This is a genomic window from Bradyrhizobium sp. CSS354 (assembly GCF_029051725.1).
GTDB lineage: Bacteria > Pseudomonadota > Alphaproteobacteria > Rhizobiales > Xanthobacteraceae > Bradyrhizobium.
Map to the genome: position 1 here is coordinate 622,959 of NZ_JAACFU010000002.1, position 22,321 is coordinate 645,279.

General features: G+C 64.4%; 26 protein-coding genes. 11 read left to right on the plus strand and 15 right to left on the minus strand.

Features of this window, described 5'->3' with window-relative positions; all coding sequences use genetic code 11:
• Window positions 1-32: 32 nt before the first annotated feature.
• Window positions 33-1,730: a methyl-accepting chemotaxis protein gene (locus tag GWG67_RS06860; protein WP_275168352.1), complete on the minus strand. Its 1,698-nt coding sequence runs from the start codon at window positions 1,728-1,730 to the stop codon at window positions 33-35.
• Between the two features lie 427 nt (window positions 1,731-2,157).
• Window positions 2,158-2,322 (minus strand): hypothetical protein, encoded by a 165-nt coding sequence (locus tag GWG67_RS06870; protein ID WP_275168354.1) that lies wholly within the window; start codon window positions 2,320-2,322, stop codon window positions 2,158-2,160.
• Window positions 2,323-2,424: 102 nt separating this feature from the next.
• Between GWG67_RS06870 and GWG67_RS06875 the strand changes: the two genes are divergently transcribed.
• Both GWG67_RS06875 and GWG67_RS06880 read left to right on the plus strand, forming a co-directional pair.
• Window positions 2,425-2,799 carry a hypothetical protein gene (locus GWG67_RS06875; RefSeq protein ID WP_275168355.1) on the plus strand — a complete coding sequence of 125 codons (375 nt, stop codon included), beginning with the start codon at window positions 2,425-2,427 and terminating at the stop codon, window positions 2,797-2,799.
• A gap of 303 nt (window positions 2,800-3,102) precedes the next feature.
• Window positions 3,103-3,357, plus strand: a complete 255-nt coding sequence (locus GWG67_RS06880) for a hypothetical protein (protein ID WP_275168356.1) — start codon at window positions 3,103-3,105, stop codon at window positions 3,355-3,357.
• A gap of 39 nt (window positions 3,358-3,396) precedes the next feature.
• Here the strand turns inward: GWG67_RS06880 and GWG67_RS38930 are convergent, their stop codons facing one another.
• The 4 genes from GWG67_RS38930 to GWG67_RS06900 form a co-directional block, all read right to left on the minus strand.
• Window positions 3,397-3,639: a hypothetical protein gene (locus GWG67_RS38930; protein ID WP_342761025.1), complete on the minus strand. Its 243-nt coding sequence runs from the start codon at window positions 3,637-3,639 to the stop codon at window positions 3,397-3,399.
• A gap of 250 nt (window positions 3,640-3,889) precedes the next feature.
• The gene (locus GWG67_RS06890) at window positions 3,890-4,597 is read right to left on the minus strand and encodes an outer membrane protein (protein ID WP_275168358.1); all 708 of its coding nucleotides are present in this window, start codon (window positions 4,595-4,597) and stop codon (window positions 3,890-3,892) included.
• A 287-nt stretch (window positions 4,598-4,884) separates the two neighbouring features.
• Window positions 4,885-5,280: a hypothetical protein gene (locus GWG67_RS06895; RefSeq protein WP_275168414.1), complete on the minus strand. Its 396-nt coding sequence runs from the start codon at window positions 5,278-5,280 to the stop codon at window positions 4,885-4,887.
• A 389-nt stretch (window positions 5,281-5,669) separates the two neighbouring features.
• Window positions 5,670-6,080: a His-rich protein BRANT gene (locus GWG67_RS06900; protein WP_275168359.1), complete on the minus strand. Its 411-nt coding sequence runs from the start codon at window positions 6,078-6,080 to the stop codon at window positions 5,670-5,672.
• 252 nt (window positions 6,081-6,332) lie between these two features.
• Here GWG67_RS06900 and GWG67_RS06905 point away from each other — a divergent pair, with 252 nt between their 5' ends.
• Window positions 6,333-6,875 (plus strand): lipopolysaccharide assembly protein LapB, encoded by a 543-nt coding sequence (locus tag GWG67_RS06905; RefSeq protein WP_275168360.1) that lies wholly within the window; start codon window positions 6,333-6,335, stop codon window positions 6,873-6,875.
• 107 nt (window positions 6,876-6,982) lie between these two features.
• Window positions 6,983-8,371: a serine hydrolase gene (locus tag GWG67_RS06910; RefSeq protein WP_275168361.1), complete on the plus strand. Its 1,389-nt coding sequence runs from the start codon at window positions 6,983-6,985 to the stop codon at window positions 8,369-8,371.
• Here the strand turns inward: GWG67_RS06910 and GWG67_RS06915 are convergent.
• Window positions 8,358-9,923, minus strand: a complete 1,566-nt coding sequence (locus GWG67_RS06915) for a S10 family peptidase (RefSeq protein ID WP_275168362.1) — start codon at window positions 9,921-9,923, stop codon at window positions 8,358-8,360. The genes GWG67_RS06910 and GWG67_RS06915 overlap by 14 nt on opposite strands.
• A 255-nt stretch (window positions 9,924-10,178) precedes the next feature.
• Between GWG67_RS06915 and GWG67_RS06920 the strand changes: the two genes are divergently transcribed.
• The 3 genes from GWG67_RS06920 (at window position 10,179) to GWG67_RS06930 (ending at window position 12,202) form a co-directional block, all read left to right on the plus strand.
• Window positions 10,179-10,958: an NAD kinase gene (locus GWG67_RS06920; RefSeq protein ID WP_007602648.1), complete on the plus strand. Its 780-nt coding sequence runs from the start codon at window positions 10,179-10,181 to the stop codon at window positions 10,956-10,958.
• 88 nt (window positions 10,959-11,046) lie between these two features.
• A complete protein-coding gene (locus tag GWG67_RS06925) occupies window positions 11,047-11,592 on the plus strand; it encodes a response regulator (RefSeq protein ID WP_007602647.1) in 546 nt (181 codons plus the stop codon).
• Between the two features lie 31 nt (window positions 11,593-11,623).
• Complete coding sequence (locus GWG67_RS06930; RefSeq protein WP_275168363.1) at window positions 11,624-12,202, plus strand: Hpt domain-containing protein; 579 nt, start codon at window positions 11,624-11,626, stop codon at window positions 12,200-12,202.
• Window positions 12,203-12,315: 113 nt separating this feature from the next.
• Here the strand turns inward: GWG67_RS06930 and GWG67_RS06935 are convergent, their stop codons facing one another.
• The 4 genes from GWG67_RS06935 to folE all read right to left on the minus strand — a co-directional run bounded on the left by GWG67_RS06935 (window position 12,316) and on the right by folE (window position 15,995).
• On the minus strand, window positions 12,316-13,491 hold the full coding sequence (locus tag GWG67_RS06935) for a DUF2336 domain-containing protein (RefSeq protein WP_275168364.1): 1,176 nt from the start codon (window positions 13,489-13,491) through the stop codon (window positions 12,316-12,318).
• 204 nt (window positions 13,492-13,695) lie between these two features.
• Window positions 13,696-14,769: a lytic transglycosylase domain-containing protein gene (locus GWG67_RS06940; protein WP_275168365.1), complete on the minus strand. Its 1,074-nt coding sequence runs from the start codon at window positions 14,767-14,769 to the stop codon at window positions 13,696-13,698.
• Window positions 14,770-14,852: 83 nt separating this feature from the next.
• Window positions 14,853-15,275, minus strand: coding sequence for a phosphoribosyl-AMP cyclohydrolase (gene hisI, locus GWG67_RS06945; RefSeq protein WP_275168366.1), 423 nt, complete (start codon window positions 15,273-15,275; stop codon window positions 14,853-14,855).
• A 27-nt stretch (window positions 15,276-15,302) separates the two neighbouring features.
• Window positions 15,303-15,995, minus strand: coding sequence for a GTP cyclohydrolase I FolE (gene folE / locus GWG67_RS06950; RefSeq protein WP_007602630.1), 693 nt, complete (start codon window positions 15,993-15,995; stop codon window positions 15,303-15,305).
• Window positions 15,996-16,226: 231 nt separating this feature from the next.
• Between folE and GWG67_RS06955 the strand changes: the two genes are divergently transcribed.
• Window positions 16,227-16,682, plus strand: a complete 456-nt coding sequence (locus GWG67_RS06955; protein ID WP_275168367.1) for an iron-sulfur cluster assembly scaffold protein — start codon at window positions 16,227-16,229, stop codon at window positions 16,680-16,682.
• Window positions 16,683-16,753: 71 nt separating this feature from the next.
• Here the strand turns inward: GWG67_RS06955 and GWG67_RS06960 are convergent, their stop codons facing one another.
• Window positions 16,754-17,653 carry a hypothetical protein gene (locus GWG67_RS06960; protein WP_275168368.1) on the minus strand — a complete coding sequence of 300 codons (900 nt, stop codon included), beginning with the start codon at window positions 17,651-17,653 and terminating at the stop codon, window positions 16,754-16,756.
• A gap of 253 nt (window positions 17,654-17,906) precedes the next feature.
• On the opposite strand from GWG67_RS06960, the gene yidD reads away from it, so the two are divergent.
• Both yidD and GWG67_RS06970 read left to right on the plus strand, forming a co-directional pair.
• Entirely contained in the window at window positions 17,907-18,251 is a 345-nt protein-coding gene (gene yidD, locus GWG67_RS06965) for a membrane protein insertion efficiency factor YidD (RefSeq protein WP_275168369.1), read from the plus strand.
• An 85-nt stretch (window positions 18,252-18,336) separates the two neighbouring features.
• Window positions 18,337-18,549, plus strand: coding sequence for a hypothetical protein (locus GWG67_RS06970; protein WP_275168370.1), 213 nt, complete (start codon window positions 18,337-18,339; stop codon window positions 18,547-18,549).
• A 9-nt stretch (window positions 18,550-18,558) separates the two neighbouring features.
• Here GWG67_RS06970 and GWG67_RS06975 read toward each other — a convergent pair whose 3' ends face one another.
• The 3 genes from GWG67_RS06975 to GWG67_RS06985 are packed head-to-tail and all read right to left on the minus strand — an operon-like array spanning window position 18,559 to window position 21,402.
• Window positions 18,559-19,515, minus strand: coding sequence for a PDR/VanB family oxidoreductase (locus tag GWG67_RS06975; protein ID WP_275168371.1), 957 nt, complete (start codon window positions 19,513-19,515; stop codon window positions 18,559-18,561).
• Window positions 19,512-20,033 carry an MOSC domain-containing protein gene (locus tag GWG67_RS06980; protein WP_275168372.1) on the minus strand — a complete coding sequence of 174 codons (522 nt, stop codon included), beginning with the start codon at window positions 20,031-20,033 and terminating at the stop codon, window positions 19,512-19,514. Before GWG67_RS06980 ends, GWG67_RS06975 begins: the two co-directional genes overlap by 4 nt.
• A gap of 55 nt (window positions 20,034-20,088) precedes the next feature.
• Complete coding sequence (locus GWG67_RS06985) at window positions 20,089-21,402, minus strand: MFS transporter (RefSeq protein ID WP_275168373.1); 1,314 nt, start codon at window positions 21,400-21,402, stop codon at window positions 20,089-20,091.
• 355 nt (window positions 21,403-21,757) lie between these two features.
• Here GWG67_RS06985 and GWG67_RS06990 point away from each other — a divergent pair, with 355 nt between their 5' ends.
• Window positions 21,758-22,321, plus strand: coding sequence for a helix-turn-helix domain-containing protein (locus GWG67_RS06990; protein WP_275168374.1), 564 nt, complete (start codon window positions 21,758-21,760; stop codon window positions 22,319-22,321).

The window sequence follows — 22,321 nt, forward strand, 5'->3', positions numbered from 1 at the left end:
GTAGCGCGGCGGACGAAAGCCGCCGCGCTGACTCAAGCGGCGCGCACCGTGTGGAGGAATTTCCCGACTTGGTCCTTCAGCCGGTTGCTGTCGGTCGCCAGCATCTTGGCGGTGGAAAGCACCTGCGAGGAGGCCGAGCCGGTCTCGGCCGCACCGCGCTGCACGTCGGCGATGTTGGTGGAGACCTTCTGGGTGCCGTGGGCGGCCTGCTGCACGTTGCGCGAAATCTCCTGGGTTGCGGCGCCCTGCTCCTCGACGGCCGCGGCGATGGTCGAGGACACCTCCGACAGCCGCTCGATCGTCGCGGAGATGTCACGGATCGCGTTGACGGATTCCTGGGTCGCGGTCTGGATGCCGGAAATCTGCTGGCTGATCTCGCCGGTCGCCTTCGCCGTCTGCTCGGCCAGCGTCTTCACCTCGGCGGCGACGACGGCAAAGCCGCGGCCGGCCTCGCCGGCACGTGCCGCCTCGATCGTGGCGTTGAGCGCCAGGAGGTTGGTCTGGCCGGCAATGGTGTTGATCAGTTCGACGACATCGCCGATGCGCGTCGCCGCAACCGAGAGCTCGCTGACGCGCTCCGTCGTGGTGCGGGCCTGGGTGACGGCCTCGCCCGCCATCCGCGCGGATTCCTGCACCTGCCGGCTGATCTCGTTAACCGAAGAGGACAGTTCTTCCGTGGCGGTCGCAACCGACTGCACGTTGACCGTGGCTTCGCCCGAGGCGACCGCGACGACGGAGGTCAGTTCCTGCGCACGTTGCGCGGTGGTGGCCAGCGTCGAGGACGACGCTTCGAGCTCGGTGGACGCCGAGCCCACCGTCTCGATGATCTCGCCGACCGCGCGCTCAAAGCCGTCGGCAAGGTTGACCATGTCGCGCTTGCGCTGATCGGCAGCCTGCTTCTCCACTTCGACCTGCGCAGCCTTGAGGCGCTCGACCTCGATCCCGTTGGTCTTGAAGATTTCGACCGTCCTGGCCATGTCGCCGATCTCGTCGCGACGGTCCTTCTCGGGCACTTCGGTCTTGAGATCGTTGCGGGCAAGGCCCTCCATGGCGAGCTTGAGGCGGGCAATCGGCCGGGACATCGCGTTGAGGCCGATGAACAGCGCGATCGCGATACCCAGGATCAGGCCGCCGGCGCTGACGCCGATCACGGTCCAGGTTGCGGATCTGGCGTCGCGGTTGATGGCGTCCTTGCGCTTGGCAACCGCCTGTGCGGTCTCGCCCACGAACTGGGCAATGCGCCCCAGGGCCGCATCCATCACCGGGTCGCACTCCTTGTGCGCGCGTTCGGATGCCTTCGCGTTCTCTTCCGGGCTGCTTGCGAGCGAGCCTGCCTTCAGCACCGGATCGCAGCCGGCGAATACGGCTTTCAGCTGGTCGCCGATGCTCTTGATCTGGCTCGCGCGCGCGGGATCGTCCTGCTCGGCTGCGTCGAGGTATTGGCGGATTTCATCGCGGTTCTGGGTCGCGGCCTTGAGGCGGTTGGCGTTGCCCGCCTCCGTCGCCTCGGTGAAGACCGCATAGAGCGCGGCATGATAGGTCTCGGCGCGGCGCTGGGCTCGCGTCAAGTTGAGCGCTGAGGATTGCGCGGCGGAAAGCTCGGCGAAGCCGTCGACAGTCGCCGAGAGTTCGCGCGTGCCGAAGCCCGCGACGGCGACCATGGCAAAGCCCATCACGGCCACGATCAGCGCGACCTTCCACACGATCTTCAGATTGTTCAAAACGCTCATTGCAGCCGCCCCAGTGATTTCCGCCGGCGCATATTCCCAGCACCGTGCATTGGAACCAGCTGACGTTAAGATTTGATGCCAAACATCCCGTGTAGTCTTACGGAAAACTAACTATTTAGGCTTTCGCCGTAAGCTTCGCGTAAGCTTCGGACTATTCGGGGTGCGAGCCTGGCGTGGGAAACCGGAATCGGTCGCCGGCGTCAGTCGTTGTCGGTCCATGCGGATCAGGGAAGAAAACCGAAACATATTTCTGCTGGCGACCGTTACGCTGTGCTGTAGCGCACTGGCTGGAGCAATTGCGCTGTTCGAACCGGCTCCGGCAAAGCAGCAGGCAGAAGCGTCGGCGATCGGCATGATCGCTCCGACGCCAGTTCGGGTGGTCGGGGCCCCGTTCGAGCCCAACCTCAATCCGCGGGAGCGCTAGCGCTCACACCGGCGAGACGTCGGCGCCCTCCTCGGGACGGCGTTTGGCGCGGGCCAACTCCTCAACGATCGCGATCACCTCCGCCCGTTTGTCGGGCGGCAGCGACAGGAACGCGCGGACGAGTCTCAGGCCCTCCGCTTCGGTCGAATGGTCTGCTTTGGCATCCATTCCCCACTGTCGGGCGGTCGGGAAAAATATGCAATCCCCCGCCCAACACCTTCTTGATTCGGCTGGCCAGCTTTGCTGGAATAGCCCCAACAGGGGTGCACCATGAAGTGGATCGCGGAACGCGACGCGCTGATTGCGCAGACAATGGCCTTCGTCCAATCGGTAACCGGCAAAAAGGATGACTTGCATCCACCGGAGATCCCGACGGCGGCAGTGGCCGTGTCGGTGCAGATCGTCCCCGCCAACACCGTCGTCGAGACCGAGCCACTTCAGGCCGCTCCGCCGCAGCCCTTACCTCTGCCTCCGCCGCGGATGGCGAGCCACGACGTCCGCACCGAGATGCAGGCCCGCATCGCCAATTTCCGCAAGCATCAGGAGCGGTTCGAGCGCGAGCGCGAGGAATATTGCGCGGCAACCCTGACCAAACTGCGCGCCGCCATCGGCGACGCCTCCCCCCGTCCGCCGGCTGACAAGTAAAGCCGGGGCCTCCCGTCGCGGGCTACAGCCAGGACCACACCAGCCAGAGATTGGCCACGCAGGCGCCGAAAAGGGCCAGCGTGAGGGGCAGCAGCATGTGCCCGCAAGAGGTTTTCAGGTCGGTCGTCATGCCCGAAAACATCCCCTGATTCCGCCAAACGAGTCCCGGGGATTCTTTTTTTCGGGATTCAGGACTCGTTAAGGACTCAGGCCCCGGCGACCTCGATCACGGCCGCGTGATCGACCGACGAACGGAACCCCTCCCCCGCAAAGTCGTTAATGCGCTTTCCGGGAGCGGGAAGAATGCCCTACGCCCTGTTCTGCAACGACGCCCAGATCAGCAAGGCCTATCCTGACGAGGCCGACGTCTGGAGGCTCGCGCAGCGAAGTGGCCTCGTCGTGGACATCTCCGCGGATGACAACCGTCCCGGGCCCCGCCGGGTGCTCGACAACGATTATGAGATCAAGCCGTGCCGGGCCGCACAGGGTGAGGACCCGGCCCGGAACAAAGCCGAGGCCGATCGCCAGGCCAGGATGGAGCTTGAGCTCAATTCCTGAGGACAGCTCGAAGCCGGGAAGCCAGAGCTCAGGAAAATCTCAGGGCGTTGCGGTCGCGAGCGAGGCCTGCTCGCCAGCCAAAGCCACGCAGGCCTTCCGGCGATGCAGCCCGCGGATCGCGCCGGTGACCTTCAGCACCTTGCCGGAAGAGCACGAGTCATCCTTGACGAAGGCCACCTCATAGGGTGCCAGCATCAGAGGCTCGGATTTGAGGATTGTTTGGGCAGCGCACGGCAAACCGACGAAGCACGAGAGCACCACTGCCGACACCAAGATACGCATGTCCGTCGTCCCACCAGCCCGGTAATCGTCATATAACGCGTTCCGGCGCGCGAGTTCCGTAAGCGGCAAAAATTATTTTTGCTTTACCCGAGCTCCATGACGCGCGTGAGAAAGCGCCCGCCGGAACGTTTGCTTGCAAATGACGCGCCAGATGGTTGACGCAATGCAAACAAAACTCGCCAACGAGGGCCGGGCAAACGAAAGGCCGGCGAGAGCCGGCCTTTGTCAGTTCGTGGTCATTGGTGGCGCGTCAGTAGCGCGAGGCTGCCGGACCGCCCCAGCCAAAGCGGTAGTTCACACCGACCTTGACGGCATGCTCGTCCTCCCGGCCGCGGACGCCGACAACGTCGACCGGACCGGAGGTGATCGTCGTGCTGCCGAAGTTGTAATACTGGTACTCGGCCTTGGCCGACCAGTTCGGCGCGAACATGTATTCGAGGCCAGCGCCGACAGTGTAGCCGTCTTTGCTGTTGCCGGTGGCGGTGAAGGCCTGCGGGACGCCGGCGATATTGACGCCAAGGCCGCCGTTGCGCCAGGCATAACCGCCCTTGGCGTAAAGCAGCGCCGGACCCCAGGTGTAGCCGATGCGACCGGTTACCGAGCCAAGCTGGTCGGTATTGGAGGTCACCTGCGTGCCCAGCGGGAACGTGGCACCGCTATTGTTGGTCGGCAGCCAGGAATACTGGGCCTCGACGCCCATGACCCAATTGGGCGCGAACTGGTAGTCGAAGCCGCCCTGGACACCGCCGAGGAAGCGCGCGTCGCTCGACTGGAAGCTGCTGTCGCCGGCAAAGGCGCCGCCGACATGGCCGCCGATGTAGAAGCCGGTCCAGTTGTAGATTACCTGCGGCGGCGTGTAGGCCGGAGCCTTGGTGTAGGTGCGCGCCTGCATGTCGGCTGCGGCAGCCGGCGCGGCCAGCGCAAGCAGGGCAACTGCACCCAGCAAAATCCTCTTCATGATCATCCCCGTTCTTTCAATTACGACACTCAGGAAACAACGTGGCGTGAATTGGGTTGCTTCGCGGCGATGCCGGAACGTTGATCGTTCGTGACTGTGACGGAGCGGCAACAACGCCGTTTTGTTCCGTCCCGCAGGCTGGTGCCGACGGTTTTTTTCCGTCGGCTGCAACCTGCCGTACCGATTAGTCGCAACGCAAAACCACCCCGTTCAAAGCTCGCCGAAATGTGATCCCGCAACTCCGGCGGGCTCTGTTCTATCACCCGGCGATGAAGGTGGGCTTTGCGCTACCGCGTCATCTTTTCAAGTTCCGGAAAGGGTACGTAAACCGCGCCCGCGCACAGCTCGCTGGCGCGATCGACGACGCGGTCCGCCCGGCCGTTGACGAAAATCACGGCGCGTTCTCTCATGGCCTTGTAGGTGCCGTCGGTCTCGCGTGGGGTGAAGTGCAGGCAGCTGACATAGAACTGCCGGCCGCCGACCTCGCGCTGCACCGGCTCGGCCATACTGGCGTCACGCACGCCGACGGGGTTGTTCAGATAGCTGCGCATCAAGGCCAGCGTGTCGCCGCGGAAATTATCCGGGAACGGTTGTGGGCCTCCGGCCTGGGTCCCCTCCATCAGAGCCGGACGATCACCGCCGCTGCCGAAACATCCCGTGAGCGCCAGCGGCAGTGCCAGCATCAACGCCAAGCTCACTGCGCGTTCCGCTAGTCGCCGCACCGCTTACGCTCTCCGCTCGATCAGTCTCGGAGACGTTCCAGCCCCAAGGTTGCAATGATGCCTGTCTACAGGTGTTTTGCCCGACAAGTCAAACGGCTTCGTAAAATCCGCAGATGAGCCCATCCGTCAAACCATTGATTTATCTAGCATCGGCTACTGTGCATGGGGTTGTTTTCGAGGTTTTGGTTGCGGCCGCCAAACCTGGGAGGTTGCTCGCGGGCTTCATCATGGTCGTACCGGCCCGCCGCCAGCACCTCGAGCTTTCGCGCGAGGCGTGACGAACAGGCCGGCCTGAATTCCTCACGCGGCGGCGGGGGCAATGCTAGGACGCCGCCGCGCAGGATCAGTGGTTAGCTGCGCTTGTCCATCGTCGCCGGCTTGGTCACGTCCGGCTGCGTCTTCAGCGACTTCTTCGCTGAGAGATGCTTGTGGTGGTGGCGATGCGTGCGCACGGTCTTGTGCTCGTCGGGTGTGACCGCGGCGTTGGCATTCATCGCCTTCGACTTCGAGTCCACCTTGGCATCCACCTTGGCGTCGGCCTTGGCGTCCGAAGTCTTGGCGTCCGAAGTCTTGGCGTCCGAAGTCTTGGCGTCCGCCTTGAGGCCGGCGTCGGGTTTCGCGGCGGTGGTCGATGCTTTGGTCTGGCTCTGGTCCGCCTTGATCACCGGCGTGGTCGTCGTGGTCTTGCCGGTCTCGGCTGCGAAGGCCGGGGCTGCGATTACGGAAGCTGCGAGCAAGGCTGCGGAAATGGTCTTCAACATGGTTGATCTCCTCTTGGAAGGATCTTGAGGCGGGCGCCCTCTCGCCAACCCTTTGATCGTAGGTTGGAGCCTAGGGGGCACGCACTGAACCCAATCTGAAGCCCGCAGCAGGCTTCCGTTCATCTGGATGACAAGTTTGTCATCCGGCCGCAGGACGAATAGGCCGGGATGCTGGGAATGTTTTTGCCTGATGGGTGTTCCGGTCTTTGGGCAATCGTGTAGGATCGCCACGTTCCATACCGGAGAACTTCGATGCGCAAACTCTCAACGCTTCTTGTGCCGGGACTTGTCGCCATGACATTGGCGGCCGGGCCGGCTCTGACCAGCGCCTATGCCGCAGGTGGCGACACCCCCTCCTCTCCGCCGGCGTCGGACACCTCGACCAAAAAGGGCAAGAAGAAGAGCTCCTCCATCAGCGATCCGAAATTCCTCGCCGCCTATCGCACTGCCTACACCACGATCTATGACAATCACGACTACACCGGCGCGATCGGCCAGCTGAAGTCGCTCAAGCGCGACGACGTCGCCGACGTCGCCAATCTGATCGGCTATTCCTATCGCAAGCTCGGCGACTACCAGTCGTCGAAGGTCTATTACGAGCTGGCGCTGAAGGACGATCCGAACCACATTCGCACCTGGCAGTACTATGGCCTCTGGCAGCTCGAGCAGGGCAACCGCGAGCAGGCGCAGTATCACCTGAACAAGCTCGCCTCGCTCGCCGGCACCGACAGCTCCGAATATCGCTCGCTCGCCGCCGCGCTGGACAAGCCGACCGGCGCGACCCTCGTCTATTAGCGCATCGCATTTTCGAATGAGGCGAACGGGCACAACCGCAGGGTTGTGCCCGTTCTGCGTTCTCGGCTAGCTTGCCCACCAATCCTTCCCTCGCAAATCGGTGCGCAATGGACAAGTGGCTGCGATCCGCGATCGACTACATCGGCTCCTGGATCGAATTCCAGCACACCACAATCCAGCAGCCGGGCGTCATGGTCGCCTTCGTCCATCGCGGCGAGGTCGTTGCCGAGCATGCGTTCGGCCTCGCCAATCTCGACACCGGCGAGAAGCTCACCCCACGCCACCGCTTCCGCATTGCCTCGCACTCGAAGAGCTTCACCTCGGCCGGCATCATGAAGCTGCGCGAGCAACGCAAGCTCCGGCTCGACGATTCCGTTGGCCAATATGTCGCCGGCCTGCATCCGCGCGTCGCCGAAACGACGATCGCGCAAGTGCTCTCGCACAGCGCGGGACTGACGCGCGACGGCGCCGATTCCGGCCAGTTCATCGACAGCCGTCCATATCTGAGCGCCAAGGAGCTGCTCGCGGAATTGAAGCTGCCGACCGCAATCGAGCCGGGCACACGCTTCAAATATTCCAATCACGGCTTTGGGCTGATCGGTCTCGTCATTGAGGCCGTGACGAAGGAGCCCTACCCGGTCTGGATCAAGCGCGAGATCATCGAACCCGCGGGCCTGCGCGAGACCGAGCCGGATGCACCGCTTCCTAAGGGCGCGTCGTTCGCGCGCGGCCACACCCGCAAGCTGCCGTACGGGGAGCGATGCGTGATCCCCGGCGACAATCCCGCGCACGCGATGGCCTCCGCCGCCGGCTTCATCGCGACCGCCGCCGATACCGCCCGCTTCTACGCGCAGCTCGCGCCCAATGCGAAGAAGAGCGTGCTATCGGTCGCGAGCCGCCGCGAGATGACGCGAAACCATTGGCGCGTGCCGCAAAGCTTCGAGGCCTATTACGGCCTCGGCGTCAACGCCGGCAAAACCGACGGCTGGGATTGGTTCGGCCATGGCGGCGGCTTTCAAGGTTACATCTCCCGGACCTGCTCCATCCCCGCTTGCGAGCTCGCGATCAGCATCCTCAGCAACTCCATCGACGGCGCGGCACCGTTCTGGATGGACGGCGCGATGCAGATCCTGCGCGTCTTTCAGTCCCGTGGTGCACCCGACCGCCGCGTGCGCGACTGGACTGGCCGCTGGTGGACGATCTGGGGCGCGAACGACCTCGTGCCGGTCGGCAACCGCGTGCTGGTCGCCAATCCCCAGTTCAACAACCCGTTCATGGACGCCGCCGAGATCGAGGTCACCGGCCGCGACACCGGCAAGCTCGCCTGGGCCGCCGGCTACTCCAGCCACGGCGAGCCGGTGCGCCGCGTCCGCGACAAGCGCGGCAGGATCAGCGACGTCTGGATCGCGGGCGCCAACGTCAAGCCTGCGGCCGTCGTGGCGCGCGAGATCGCGCGGAGATACAAGCCGCGCAAGCGACGGCCTACTCCCGAATGAGAGTCTCGACCTCGCTCCGAAGGGCTTGGCGCGAGCCGTCGCGCGAATAGAACATGTGGCCGCCGGGATAGACGACGAACTTGACTCGCTGTGTTGCGAAGGCCGGCAACTGGTCGAGCACGCGCTTGGAGCCGAAATAGGGCGTGGCGAGATCGAACAGGCCGTGCGCGACCAGCACGTTCAGCTTCGCATCCGTGGCGAGGATCTGGCGCAGCTCGGAGACGGACTGCGGCGGGTTGATGCCGCGCCCGAAATCCCAGTGACCCTCGACGGCGCCGTTCAACACCTCGTAGGAGCCATCGGGCCGCCAATTGAGCTTGCGTGTCAGCAGCTCAACCGCGGCGCTCGTCAGCGGCGCCTGCAGCGCATCGCCGGAGGGATCACCGAACCGCGAGCTGCTCGAATCCGGATAGGGATCGAAGCCGCGCACCGAGGCATCGTAGCGCCCTGTGACCTTGCCGTTCTTGCGGTCGAACTCGCGGCGGAATTCGCCGACATCGAAGCGGCCGGCGAGCCGGCGGCTGACCGCCTGGTCGATGCCGGTGAGTTCGGCGACCTTATCGGCAAGACGATTGGTCGCCTCCCTGTCCGCCTCGCCCTTGACGAGGTCGGCCAGGAATTCGCCGCGTGCGTAAGCCTCGGCGTCGGCGAGATCGGCACGCTTGACCGGGCCTTTCGCCTCGCGCGCCACCGCGACATAGCTCGGCAGCGTCGCGACATATTGCAGGAGGCTGGTGCCTGTGAACTCGCGGAAGTCCAGCAGCGGCGACACCAGGATCAATCCCCTGACGCCGACGCCGTGCTGGAGCTGCAACTGGCGCACCACCTTCGGCCCGCGAATGCCGCCATAGCTTTCGCCGGCGACGTATTTCGGCGAGGTCAGCCGGTCATGCTTCTCCAGCCAGCGGCGGATCACCAACGCGATCGAATTGACGTCGCCGTCGACGGAGTAGAACGATTTGCGCGCGTCATCGCCGGTCGCGACAAAGCGGCTGTAGCCGGTGCTGACGGGATCGATGAAGACGAGATCGGTGAAATCGAGCCAGGTCTCCGCGTTCGGCTTCACCTCGGGCGAGGCGGACGGCGACAGTGCTTCGCCATCGAGCGGCAACCGCCACGGCCCGGCCGCGCCGAACTGGAGCCATGCCGAGGATGCTCCGGGCCCGCCGTTGAACAGGAACGTCACCGGGCGCGTCGCACGATCGGCGCCGTCGAGTTCATAGGATGTATAGGCGATATCGGCCACCGGCTCGCCCTTGCCCTCGAACACGCGGATCGATCCGGCGGTCGCCGCGAAATTGAGGGTGCGGCCGGGAAGATCGAGCGTCTGCTTCGTGGTTGAATCCGGCGGAAGACGGTGCGGCTCGGCGGATGACGATGCATTCTGCGACGCGCTTTGTGCGCCGCCGCGTCCGCCCTTCTGTCCGGCTGCCGCCGCCACCTCTGCGCGCGGCTGCGGCGGATCGTCGGCGCGCGCAAATCCTGCGAGCGCGAAAGCCGACACCGCCAGCACCAGCGTCGCACGGCGGAGTGCCGGGATCTTCATGTTCATGATCGTTCTCCCTGCCCGGCTGCAAGAACCGGTGCGGACGGTGAGGCTAGCTCGGAATTGCGACGGTTTGGGGGATCACAGGCCCGGCCGCGCCTGAAGGGCCTGGTTAGGCATAAATCGACCCGGTTTTGTCTTCAGGCCGAGATGGCCAGTTGCCAGTCTCCTTTGAAGGGCGGTCCTCCTCGACAATCGAGGTCGAGATCGTTAGACGAGCCCGGCGGAACTTTCTCCAGCCAGCGGCCCTGCCCGGAAGCCATGACCAAGCCAGCGCGATACGACCGGATCGCCTTCGTCGCCAGCCCGAGCAGCGAGGCGCAAGCCGCCTTCGGCCAGCTCACCAGGGACTTCGGCAATTGCGATCCGAAGGACGCCGACATCGTGGTCGCACTCGGCGGCGACGGGCTCATGCTCCAGACGCTGCATCAACACATGCATACGGGCAAGCCGATCTACGGCATGCACCGCGGCACCGTCGGCTTCCTGATGAACGAGTACTCGACCGTCGATCTTCGAGCCCGTCTCGAGGCGGCGCAGGAATCCGAAATCCACCCGCTCCTGATGCGCGCGACGGACGCCAACGACCGCGTCCACCTGCATCACGCCATCAACGAGGTCGCCCTGTTCCGGCAGACCTACCAAGCCGCGCGCCTGCGGATCCTGATCGACGAGCGCGAGCGCATGTCCGAGCTGATCGCCGACGGCATCATGGTGGCAACGCCGGCCGGCTCGACCGCCTACAATCTGTCCGCCCAGGGTCCGATCCTGCCGATCAACGCCGCGCTCCTGGCGCTGACGCCGATCAGCGCCTTCCGCCCGCGACGCTGGCGCGGCGCGCTGCTGCCGAACACGGCTTATGTCGTGATCGAGGTGCTGGAGGGCGACAAGCGCCCCGTGGCGGCGGTCGCCGACCACGACGAGGTGCGCGATGTTCGCCGCGTCGAGGTGCTGTCCGACAGGACCATCTCGATGCGCATGCTGTTCGACCCCGGTCACAGCTTGGAAGAACGCATTCTGCGCGAACAGTTCGGCTCTTGAGCCGCCTCGCCGGACTGCAGATCGCAACCCTTCATTAACCCCCGGCGAGATATGGTTAACGAAAGTTGACCGCTCCGGCCCGGGCTCCATGTTCCGCATCGATTTCAACAAGCTGCGTTTCCTCGTCTGCGACGACAATCCGCACATGCGCCGCATCCTGCGGACGCTGCTGCATTCCTTTGGCGCGCGCGAAGTCTACGAGGCCGAGGACGGCGCCACGGCGCTGGAAATGTACAGCCATTATGTGCCCGACATCGTCATCACCGACTGGGCGATGCCGATCTTCGACGGGCTCGAACTGGCGCAGATGATCCGGCAGCCGGAATCCAAGGGCAATCCCTACGCGCCGATCATCATGCTGACCGGTCATTCCGAGAAACGCCGCGTCACGGTGGCGCGCGATGCCGGCGTCACCGAATTCCTGGCCAAACCGATCTCGGCCAAGGGGCTCTACCAGCGCATCCTCAACGTGGTCGCCAGTCCCCGCCCCTTCATCAAGACCAAGACCTATTTCGGCCCGGACCGGCGCCGCAACATCAACTCCGCCTATATGGGCCCCGAGCGCCGCGTCGGCGAAAAGCACGAGGTGCTGCAGCAGCCCTCGCTGCTCGACAAGGCCCGCTCCACCATCTAGCGCAACGTCTCTCACGATCGAGGCCGATACCATGGCGAAGAACAGCGCAAGAGACATCGAGATCACGGCCTTCGCCACGCATCAAATCATCACACAGCCCAACCCGCTGCGGTCGGTCCTGCGCCGTGTCGAAGAGAAGGACATGGACGATCCGATCGGCCGCGCCGAACAGGCGCTCGCGGGCCTCGCCGGCGAGTTCAAGGACTGGATGGCGACCGAGATCAACCGGCTATCGGCCGCCTACGTCGCCATCCGACACGACGGCTTCACCAAGGACAGGCGCGACGAGTTGTTTCGCGCCGCGCACGACATCAAGGGCGATGCCGCGACCTTCGGCTATCCGGCGGCGGCAGGCATAGCCGAGAGCCTGTGCCGCGTCATCGAGCACGCGCCCGATCTCGAAAAGGTGCCGGCCGAGTTGTTCACGCACCACATCAACGCCATCCTCGCCATCGTGCACGAGAATACCAAACTCGACAGCATCAGCGTCTCCGCCGAGCTCGGCCGGCGCCTGCGCAAGGTCGCCGACGACTATCTCGCCCACGCCAACCGCGACCGCCCCGAGCATCTCGAAGTGATCCTGGCGCCCAGCATCGCGCCGGCGGGGTAGCTTTTCCCTCTCGTCATTGCGAGCGGAGCGAAGCAATCCAGACTGTTCCCGCGATGGGATTCGGGATTGCTTCGCTACGCTCGCAATGACGGAGTTTTCGGGACCGGCTCGAACTACGCCGCAATCAGCTCGCTATACACCGGATCGACCGCGTCGTCCGCGACCAGCTCGTCGCAGAACAGCCTTGCCTCTTCGCGGGCGGATTCGGTGGCGAAGCGGCGCAGCAGGACCATCAGCGGCTCCGTCGCGCCGCGGTCGGTCTCGCAATGGGTGAGCACGCGCTCGACCATGCGGCGGCGCAGCCGCGCCGCATTGTCGTCGCTGTCGACGAAGCCTTGCTCGTGGCAGGCATCAAGGGCGACCTGGAAGGCCGCAAACGTCGTCTCGGGAAGCCCGGCGCGACGGAGCAGCGCGTGCAGGCTGTTGCCGCCGCGATCGTGCAGCAGCGCGGACACGCGCGCCAGCGGCAACTCGGCGAGCTCAGCCAGCGCCGCGTCGAACAGGTCGAGATTACTCGACAGCAGCGCGCGCAGAATGAGACCCGCGGTGAGCTGGCCGGTGATGCGCAGGTGCCGCACCAGACCTTCCATGTCTTCGCCCCGCGAGCGCGCCGCGATGTTCATGGTGGAGCGGTCGCGCGCCTCGGTCGCGATGCGCTCGGCGCGGTCGGCACTCAGCCAGTTCCGGGCCACGACGAATTGAGCCAGCGTCTCCGAGAGTTTTGCCACCAGCGCGGCGCGCGTTGCGGACGGCAGATCCTCCAGCACCAGCATCGCCTCGCGGATCGCGGCGAGATGGCCGTGACGCTCGACGATGCGATCCCAGGAGAACGGCGCAAGCTCGGCATGAGGATTTTCGATCAGCTCGAGCGCTGCCGCCGCGCAGCCGACTTCGGCAATGGCGGCGCAGACCGATACCGGCAGCGCGATGCGGCGCGCGACCGCGCACTGCACCTCGTCGTTGCCGGTCGCGACGATGTCGACGAGATCGGCGTCGATCAGCAGCGGAGAATGTTCGAGCACGGGCAACGCGACGGTCGGCTGGTCCGCCGACAGCGCCCGCACGATCGACGCCGGCGCCTCGGTGCTGCGCGCAAACGCCTCGGCCATCGCCTGCCGCACCAGCGGCGAGGCATCGTCGAGCAGCATCAGAAGCGCGCCTTCAGCGGCAACACGGTCGTCATGGGAAAGGTCTGAGATCAGCCAGGCCCGGGCCAACGCCCGCGTTGCCTCAGCCCGCTCGCCAGCGGGCGCCGTCCTGATCCAATTGATGAACTGCCGAACGATCATGGTGCTTCCGGCTTACGCAACGAAGACGAAGCGGTGACGGCTTGTCACCTGCAACACAAAATAAACCACGACGCTTAACAAAGCGTTCACCATAACTGGCTGGTTTTATTGACGTTTTGTTAAGGGAACAAAGGCAACCCGGCACGCGCCGGGACGTGCGCAGCAGCGTTCACGCTGCGACGCGTCCGAGACACGGGGTGCGTATTAGCTTGAGAACGTGCCGCTGCGATCGCTGAAGAGATCAAGCGGCTGCGGCGGCCGGACGTCGGGCGTCGCCGATGCGGCCGAGGTCGCGACCGAGGTGAGCGAGGCATTGTTGCCCCACAATTTCTGCACGGTCGTCGAGACCGGCTGGGTGGTGTCGCCGGGCTGATAGATCGAGCGAAACACCGGCGTGCTCGGTGCATTGTCCGCGACCGTCATTGGCGCTGTCGCGCTGACCGGCGTCACCGCGCGTGTGTTCGGAAAGGTCTGGAGATACGCGGCATTGTCGATCAGCGGCGCGGCAGGGTGTACGCCGTTGGCGCTCGCGACCTGCGCGGTCGACGGCGTGCCGCCATACATCGCCATCGCGCTGCGGGTGGTTTTCGAATTTGCCGCGCTGGCGTAGCGTGCATCCAGCACCGAATAGACCTCGGAGACGCTGCGCGCGCGGCCGTCCTTGGCGTAGAAGATCGAGCGATTGGCGGAGGCCGCGTTGGGAAACAACCGCGCGCCGACCGCTTGCGGATTGTCCTCGGCATTGGCGATCAGTTTCGCGGCGCCGCCGACGCCCATGAAATGCGCCATGTAGAGTTCGCTGTCGGACGGCCTGCGGCCGAGCAGGCCGGTGAGCTTGAAGCTGTTCGACTGCGTCAGCGCAGCCGCCATGCTGGACGCGGCCTCCGGATCGTCGCGCAGCTTCATGATCGACCGCTTCATCGCGGGATCATCGACGGTGTAGGTGCCCGACGACGTCCTGGTGATGGCGTCGGAATAATTGCCATAGCCGAGCTGGGTGCCCGCTTCCTTCACCGTGCCGAGCCAGGTCTGGTCGATGAACTGGTAGAGCCCGTGCGCCGATGACGTAGTCGCCCCCGCCGTGGGATCGAAATCCGATTCCATCTTGGCGGTGGTCAGCATGTACTGGAAGCTGACGCCGCCGACGTTCGAAGCCTGCTTGATCGCACCGGCGACGCGTGCCCGCGACGGATCGAGAACCGCCGTCGGAGAGGCACTGGAATTGTCGACCGACATGATGAAATGCCCGCCCCGCGCGGCGTTGAGGGGCGCCGGCAATTCGGCGCCCTGTCGTCTCACCGTGGGACAGGTATGGTTAATGCGAGGTTAATCCGGGCCGACAGCTCCGCATGACGGAAGGACTACTTCTTGTACACCGCGTCCGGATCGAACAGCCTGTCCGCATCGACGAAGACGAGCCTGGCGCCGCCGTCTTCGGCCTCGACCTTGCGGTAGAAGCAGGAGCGGCGGCCAGTGTGACACGCGGCACCGATCTGCTCGACACGGAGCCAGACCGCATCCTGATCGCAATCGGTGCGGATCTCGACCACACGCTGGGTCTGACCTGAGGTCTCACCTTTTCGCCACAAGGCATTGCGCGAGCGGCTGAAGTACCAGGCCTCGCCGGTCGCGATGGTCTTGCGCAGCGCCTCGTCGTTCATGTGCGCGACCATCAGCACGTCGCCAGTGGCGACGTCGGTCGCAACGACGGTCACGAGGCCGGCCGCATCGAACCTGGGAAGGAAGGCGAGACCTTCCTCGGTTTCATGAGAGTGAGCGGACACAACGCCCTCGCCGGTCTGTTCGCGAGGTCAGCGCTGCAGGCCTCGCACCAGGGACAGAAAACGAGCCTGCTCCGCCGGATTGTCGCGGAACATGCCGGTGAAGCGGCTGGTGAAGGTGGAGGCGCCATGCTTGGCGACGCCGCGCACCGACATGCAGGTATGCTCGGCCTCGATCAGCACGGCAACGCCGCGCGGCTTGAGGATCTCGTCGATCGCCGCCGCGATCTGCGCGGTCATGTGCTCCTGGGTCTGGAGCCGGCGGGCGAAGATGTCGGTGAGGCGCGCAAGCTTCGAGAGGCCGACCACGCGTTCCACCGGCGTGTAGGCGATGTGCGCCTTGCCATAGAACGGCATCATGTGATGCTCGCATTGCGAGGTGAACTCGATGTCGCGCACAAGGACGAAATCATCATAGCCGGCGGTCTCGCCGAAGGTGCGATCGAGCACCTCGGCCGGGCACTGGTGGTAGCCCTGATAGAGTTCGTCGAAAGCCTCGACCACGCGGCGCGGCGTGTCGAGCAAACCCTCGCGGTTGGTATTCTCGCCGATATAGGCGAGCAGCGTCTTAACCGCCTGCTCGGCCTCGGCGCGCGCGGGGCGCGGCTGGTCGGCGCGGACGGCGGCTGCGAGGAATTCGGAAGGATCAAGCTCCGCCGGACGGCTCTCGGGCTGCCGGTCGGAGGGCTTGTTGGGGCGGATGGATTTGATGGTAGCGTCCATGTCTACTCCGTTCGACGGCCTTGCGGCCGGAGTGTCACCGGCAGACGGGGCGGCGAACCGCCGGACGCCTGAGAGAACAGTTTCGGCGAAAAGATCTGCAAGTTAGAACGCCGACAGCACGGTTCTGGATCACACCACTGCCGCAGCGCTGGACTGTTTTTCCGCCAGTTCCGACCCTATATAGGGCCGTGGACGGCGCACGCCAAGGCCGATCCTGCTGGACTCCATCACATGCTGAACGACATTTATAACAAGCGGATCATCGAACTGGCCGGCAATATTCCGCGGCTCGGACGGTTGTCGGACCCGGATGCCACCGCCACCGCCCATTCCAAGCTGTGCGGCTCGACCGTCAAAATCGACCTCAAGATGGAGGGCGACAAGGTCACCGACTTCGCCCATGACGTGAAGGCCTGCGCGCTGGGACAGGCATCTTCATCCATCATGGCAAGTCAGATCGTCGGATCGACTGCGAGCGAACTCCGCGAGTTACGCGAAACTGTTCGCAAGATGCTGAAGGAGAACGGCGCGCCTCCTGAAGGCAAATGGGAAGAGATCAAGTTCCTCGAGCCGGTCCGCGACTACAAGGCGCGCCACGCCTCGACGCTCCTGACCTTCGATGCCGTGGTCGATGCCATCGGCCAGATCGAGGCGAAGGCGAAGCAGCCGGCTGCGGCGCAAGGCTGATTCCGGAGGCTGATTCTGGATGCTGATTCCGGGCTCGTCGCTGGGCCCGAAATGAAATCGGCAATTCGAGGCTACTTCTGCGACGCCGCAACCGGCGTGGCCACGCTGCCCGTCGGGACCAGCGCTTCCGCCGTCTTGGTCGATTTGGCAGGCTGCTCCGGTTCCGCACCGAACCTCGCCTGGGTCTTCGGTGCAAGCTCCGCCATTGCCGGCGCGGAGATGTCGACATGCGGCAGGACGTCGGCCACGAGATCCGTCGTCACGAGATTGGTGAGCTTGAGCTCCCCTGCATCGAGCTCGTGCAAATCTTCCCAGGGCGGGACGCTGAGCGCGAGCGACAGCAGATCGCCGGCACCGCCCATGTCGAACGTGTATTTGGCGAGCCGGCCGATGTCGCGCTCCACGATCATCAGGTCCTGCGCGCTGTAGCTCGCCGCCTTGGCATCATCGGCGCGATCGCCCATCCAGATCTGGTGGACCCGCACATGGGCCGCTTCCGGCACGTAGCGCTTCTTGCCGGCCAGCAGCAGGAATACGCACATGGATTCGCAATAGGCCTGAGGCGCGACCGTCGGACGAACCGTCTGCCCGCCGCGGCTCTGAACGCTGATGCCGACGGTGGTCAAAAGTCCGAGATTGCGGAAGCGCCGGCCGAGCGTGATCGCGTCGTTGACGGAACCGCCGCTGGAATCGAGCACCACGGTGGCGCCGCCGAGCTGGCGTCCGCGGGAAAACTCTTCGAAGTCCCTGGGCGTATCGGCGGTGATGATGCCGACCGCGCTGACCCAACCGCGGCAATTCGGCTCGCAGGCGACCCAGCCGAACTTCATCGGCAGCTTGCGCTCTTCGAGGGCAGCACCGGCCCGAGCCGACGACCCGAGGGTCGCGACGGCGCCAGCCAACACGACTCCACAAGCAGCGGTTCCCACCAGCAACCAGCCGCGAAGTTTGAGCGCCTTCAGAAGTTTCAAACTGGTCCCTTCCCCAAGTCCCAAGCTTTGACCCAAGCCTTACAGCGAACCGACTCAGCCAAGCCCCCGTTCTGACGTTCCAATGAGTCTCACATGAACGTCACAAAAATGGTATCCGGGGGAATACAGCTCGTCCATAGGCACTTGCTGCACTGCTCCCAAAAAGCATGCAAAATATGACGTACAAACAACAGCTTACAGTTCCCTGCACCGGAACCGCGCAGAACCTCGCCCAGGATCTCAGCAAGCGCCCATGAAGCAATCAGCCTGCGAGCACTGTTCCAATCCCGTCGCGGGCGCGCTCCGGCTTCCGCGCAAATTCGGCCGTGCGCTGATCTGGCTCTACCGCCACACGCTCTCGCCGCTGGTTGGCTACAATTGCCGGCACCTGCCGACCTGCTCGGTCTATGGCGACGAGGCGATCGAAAGGTTCGGGCTGTGGGCCGGCGGCTGGATGACGCTCGCGCGCCTGCTCCGTTGCAACCCGTTCGGCACCTCGGGCATCGACAACGTGCCCCTCACCGCGCCACAGGGCGCACACTGGTACTCGCCTTGGCGCTACGGCCGCTGGCGCGGCGTCAACGCATCCCAAGACTGATGCGGCTCCTTAGGCGTCGCTACCCTGAGTGGAACCGAAATTCTCCCCTCGCGTTGATGTGATGCTCCCGCGGGAGGAAACAACAATGCGCTGGAAAATCAGCCCTCATTTTCACGTCAGGTCTAGACCGGATTCGCGGGGTGGTTCGCGAGGCCACGATCCCAGAACCCTCGACATGATCGCCATCATCGCTCTGCTAATGCTCGTCGTCGGCTCCGGCTGGTATTTGGCGACGAGCACTGGCACGCCGCCCAGCACGACGGCATTCATCGTGCCGAGCCAGAGCGTGCACTGGTAGGGCTAGACTTCAGAGGTCCAGCACCAGCCGGTCGGCGTCTGATCCGGCGACGCAGATCATGAGAAAGCGTTCGCGCTCATAGGGCGACAGGACGCGATCGCGGTGCACGGGCTTGCCCTCGATCCAGCCGACCTTGCAGGCGCCGCAGATGCCGCCGCAGCAGGACGTCGATACGTCGATGCCTCCTTCCTGCAAGGCGGCCAGCATGGTCTGGCCGGCGCGAACCGGGATTTCCGTCCCCGTACGTGCCAGCGACAGCACGAAAGGCTTTGCGTCGGGGTCGATCACCGGTGGCGGCGCCACGAAGCGCTCGATGTGAACGTTGGCTGCGGGCCAGGCTGCGGTCACGCCCTCGAACTCTTCGGTCATGCCTTCGGGCCCGCAGCAGGCCACCATCGTCTGCACCCCAACCTCTCCTACCAGCGACGCCAGATCCGGACGCCCGGCGCAGGACGTGCGGTGCACGACGACACGCCCCGCTTCCATCAGCGGCGCGAGGTGTGCGGCAAGCGGCACCTCCTCGCGAACGATGAGGTGCAGCACAAAGTCTGCATTGCCAATCTGCAGGAGGTGACGGGCCATCGACAAGAACGGCGTCACGCCGATGCCACCCGCGACGAACACATGGCGCGCAATGTCCGCACCCGGCTCCAGCCCGCCGCGCGGCAGTGACACGCCGATGACGTCGCCTATGCCAACCTCGTCGTGAAGCGCGCGCGAACCGCCGCGCCCATCGGCCTCGCGTTTGACCGCGATGACGTAACGCGAGTTGTCGGCGGGCTCGTTGCACAGCGAATAGGTCCGCACGAGACCGTTCGGCAGATGCAGGTCGATGTGGGCGCCAGGCTTGAACGGCGGCAGGGCCCAACGGTCGGGATCGGCCAGCGTGAACACCTTGATGCCCGCGCCGGCGCCCTCGATGCCGGCGACAACCGTCTTGATCGTCGTGATGGGCCGTACGCTCATGCCGCGTTCCGCACGGTGTCGCCGACCCTGACGATGCCGCCTTGCAATATCCTGCAGTTCAGGCCCGAGCGGTTGATGAGCGGATCGAAGATCGCCTTGCCGGTGATCTCCTCGATATGCCGGCATGGAATCGATAATCGGGTTGCTTCCAGCAAGGTCTCACCTAACCAGAAGCGGCGGCCGACCAGATGATTCAACGGCACGCCCTCGACCGTCACGTTGCGGCGATGCTCTTCGGGACCGAGTTCGATTCCCGCGTCGCGCTTGAGCGCGATCAAGGTTTCGAGCTCGAACAGGGTGACCTGCCGGCCCTCCTCGGGCTTGTGCGAATAATATCCTTCCTCGCGCCCGATCATGTAGCGGTCGCCCTCGATCCCTTGGCCGGCGACGAGAACGAGCTGCTCCATCGCGCGCATTGGCAGGAACGCGCGTGGAGCGAGATGGAGGAAGCGGACTAGGCCAGTCCAGCCGAGGCGTGCTGTGCTATCAGCCGAGCCGGCGCCTATCTCATCGAGCATGACAAAATCCTTATGCGAAGTGATGGCGCGCCACCAGCAGCGGCGCGCCGCGGGATCAGGTCAGTTCCTTGTTCGCCATTTCCGGCGCGAACATGGTCGCGGTCGCCGTGATGGCGGCGCAGCCAATCAGCAGCAGCGAAACCGGCCAGGTGGCGCCGCCACTCCAGGCCATCAGAGCCGCCGCAATCAGCGGCGTCAATCCGCCACTGATGGCCGCCCCGACCTGAAACCCGAGCGAGGCGCCGCTATAGCGCAGCCGCGCGGAAAACAGCTCGGAGTACCAGGGCGCGCCGATACCGAACATCACCATCTGCCCGAAAGTAATCGCGACCACGATGGTGCAGATGACGATGGTGGGATCGCGGGTGTTGAGCAGCCAGAACAGCGGAAAGGCAAACAGCGCCGAAAACAGACAGCTTGCATAGAACATCTTTTTGCGGCCGACGATGTCGGACAGCCAACCGAACAGCGGAATCGCGAGCAGCGCGACCAGCGATGCCGCGAAGGCGCCGTTCAACACCACCGTACGAGACAAGCCAAGATTCGCCGTGGCATAGGACATCACGAACACGCCGCCGATGCTGGCGTAGGCGATCTCCGAGATTTTCAGCCCGACCGCGGTAAAGAAAGGCCGGCGGTGATGCCTGAAGATCTCGACCAGCGGCAGACTTGCGACCTCCTTTTTGGCCTGGACCTGACGGAAGGCCACGGTCTCATCCATGTTGAGGCGGATGTAGAGACCGACGCCGACCAGCAAGATCGAGATCAGGAACGGAATGCGCCAGCCATAGGACATGAACTCACTTTCCGGCAGGCTCGCCACCAGCGCAAACATGCCGATCGCGGCGAGATTGCCGATGGGATTGCCGACCTGCACCATGCTGCCGAGCAGACCGCGGCGGTGCGTCGGACAATTCTCCACCACCATCAACACCGCACCACCCCATTCGCCGCCGAGGCCAATGCCCTGAAGGAATCGCAGCCCAATCAAGAGCAGCGGCGCGGCGATCCCGATCTGCTGATAGGTCGGAAGCAGGCCGATCAGGAAGGTGCCGATGCCCATCACCATGATCGTGATCGCGAGCATCGCCTTGCGGCCCACCCGGTCGCCGTAGTGACCGAAGATCGCGGCGCCAAGCGGTCGCGCCAGAAAGCCGACCGCATAAGTGCCGAAGGCCGCGATGGTGGCGAGCGTGGGATTGCCGGCAGCGAAGAAGACCTTGTTGAAGACCAGGGCGGTCGCCGTGCCGTAGATGAGGAAGTCGTACCATTCGACGGCGGTGCCGATCACGCTGGACCACACGATCCGCCGCAAGCTCGCCGCCTCGTCCGGCGCTACGTTCAGGGTTACGTCGTCTGCTACGGTCATCGATGTCTCCAAAAGTACCGGCGCCAGGGGAAGCAGTTGGTTCTGTCCACGGAGCCCATCGGCAGCCCGGACGGTAAAAATCGATCATGTTTACTGTTGGAAATCAACGGCGCGGAACGCGGCAATTGCCGTGCGGAGCGGCAAAACACGCTTACTGCACTGTTTCTGTGCTATTTTATGCGATATTCCAGAGTCTCTGCTTACAATATCCGCGCCTTTGCTCTAAATTTCTGCGCATGAGTTTTCCTTTGGAATACACTTGCGCGTAGGCGGAAGCGACAGCGCCTCCCCGACGGACTGGCAGTCGGGCGACATCTGTTGCAAAAGAGACATCAGCAGTTCGGGAGACTCATGCGTGCTTGATGTCAGCAAAGCGGCAGCCGTCGGGGCCAATATTCGCCAGGCGCGGATCGCCAAGGGCCTGACACTGGACCAGCTTGCCAGGCAGAGTGATCTCACGCGCGGCTATATCTCGCTGGTCGAACGCGACCTGAAGATCCCTTCGCTCGCCGCCCTGCTGCGGATGGCAGCCGCGCTCGAGGTCAACGTCGCGACTTTCTTCGACCCGAACGCCGAGCCGGCGCCGCGCTACACGCTGTTCCGCCGTGAAGGCGGCAACGTCCCGCTGTTTCAGGACACCTTTGGCGTGGTACCACTGGCAACCGGCCGCACCCGCAAGATGATGGAGCCGTTCCTCCTGAGCCCGCCGCACAAATCGGCGACGCGCGCCTCGCATGCGGGTGAGGAGTTGCTGTTTGTCATCGACGGCAAGATCGCGATCAAGCTCGACGGCGAAGAACTCGTCCTCGGCAAGGGCGATTGCCTATATTTTTCAGGCGAGACACCGCACGAGGTCAGGAGCCTCGGCCGGCAGAAGGCGGAAGTCCTGGTCGTCGTCGCCCAGAGCCCGGCGGCGTAA

What these genes read in the sequence shown, in the direction of transcription:
- GWG67_RS06860 (WP_275168352.1), bottom strand. Translation starts at nt 1,730, where the DNA reads ATGAGCGTTTTGAACAATCTGAAGATCGTGTGGAAGGTCGCGCTGATC.
- GWG67_RS06870 (WP_275168354.1), bottom strand. Translation starts at nt 2,322, where the DNA reads ATGGATGCCAAAGCAGACCATTCGACCGAAGCGGAGGGCCTGAGACTC.
- GWG67_RS06875 (WP_275168355.1), top strand. Translation starts at nt 2,425, where the DNA reads ATGAAGTGGATCGCGGAACGCGACGCGCTGATTGCGCAGACAATGGCC.
- GWG67_RS06880 (WP_275168356.1), top strand. Translation starts at nt 3,103, where the DNA reads ATGCCCTACGCCCTGTTCTGCAACGACGCCCAGATCAGCAAGGCCTAT.
- GWG67_RS38930 (WP_342761025.1), bottom strand. Translation starts at nt 3,639, where the DNA reads ATGCGTATCTTGGTGTCGGCAGTGGTGCTCTCGTGCTTCGTCGGTTTG.
- GWG67_RS06890 (WP_275168358.1), bottom strand. Translation starts at nt 4,597, where the DNA reads ATGAAGAGGATTTTGCTGGGTGCAGTTGCCCTGCTTGCGCTGGCCGCG.
- GWG67_RS06895 (WP_275168414.1), bottom strand. Translation starts at nt 5,280, where the DNA reads ATGCTGGCACTGCCGCTGGCGCTCACGGGATGTTTCGGCAGCGGCGGT.
- GWG67_RS06900 (WP_275168359.1), bottom strand. Translation starts at nt 6,080, where the DNA reads ATGTTGAAGACCATTTCCGCAGCCTTGCTCGCAGCTTCCGTAATCGCA.
- GWG67_RS06905 (WP_275168360.1), top strand. Translation starts at nt 6,333, where the DNA reads ATGCGCAAACTCTCAACGCTTCTTGTGCCGGGACTTGTCGCCATGACA.
- GWG67_RS06910 (WP_275168361.1), top strand. Translation starts at nt 6,983, where the DNA reads ATGGACAAGTGGCTGCGATCCGCGATCGACTACATCGGCTCCTGGATC.
- GWG67_RS06915 (WP_275168362.1), bottom strand. Translation starts at nt 9,923, where the DNA reads ATGAACATGAAGATCCCGGCACTCCGCCGTGCGACGCTGGTGCTGGCG.
- GWG67_RS06920 (WP_007602648.1), top strand. Translation starts at nt 10,179, where the DNA reads ATGACCAAGCCAGCGCGATACGACCGGATCGCCTTCGTCGCCAGCCCG.
- GWG67_RS06925 (WP_007602647.1), top strand. Translation starts at nt 11,047, where the DNA reads ATGTTCCGCATCGATTTCAACAAGCTGCGTTTCCTCGTCTGCGACGAC.
- GWG67_RS06930 (WP_275168363.1), top strand. Translation starts at nt 11,624, where the DNA reads ATGGCGAAGAACAGCGCAAGAGACATCGAGATCACGGCCTTCGCCACG.
- GWG67_RS06935 (WP_275168364.1), bottom strand. Translation starts at nt 13,491, where the DNA reads ATGATCGTTCGGCAGTTCATCAATTGGATCAGGACGGCGCCCGCTGGC.
- folE (WP_007602630.1), bottom strand. Translation starts at nt 15,995, where the DNA reads ATGGACGCTACCATCAAATCCATCCGCCCCAACAAGCCCTCCGACCGG.
- GWG67_RS06955 (WP_275168367.1), top strand. Translation starts at nt 16,227, where the DNA reads ATGCTGAACGACATTTATAACAAGCGGATCATCGAACTGGCCGGCAAT.
- yidD (WP_275168369.1), top strand. Translation starts at nt 17,907, where the DNA reads ATGAAGCAATCAGCCTGCGAGCACTGTTCCAATCCCGTCGCGGGCGCG.
- GWG67_RS06970 (WP_275168370.1), top strand. Translation starts at nt 18,337, where the DNA reads ATGCGCTGGAAAATCAGCCCTCATTTTCACGTCAGGTCTAGACCGGAT.
- GWG67_RS06975 (WP_275168371.1), bottom strand. Translation starts at nt 19,515, where the DNA reads ATGAGCGTACGGCCCATCACGACGATCAAGACGGTTGTCGCCGGCATC.
- GWG67_RS06980 (WP_275168372.1), bottom strand. Translation starts at nt 20,033, where the DNA reads ATGCTCGATGAGATAGGCGCCGGCTCGGCTGATAGCACAGCACGCCTC.
- GWG67_RS06985 (WP_275168373.1), bottom strand. Translation starts at nt 21,402, where the DNA reads ATGACCGTAGCAGACGACGTAACCCTGAACGTAGCGCCGGACGAGGCG.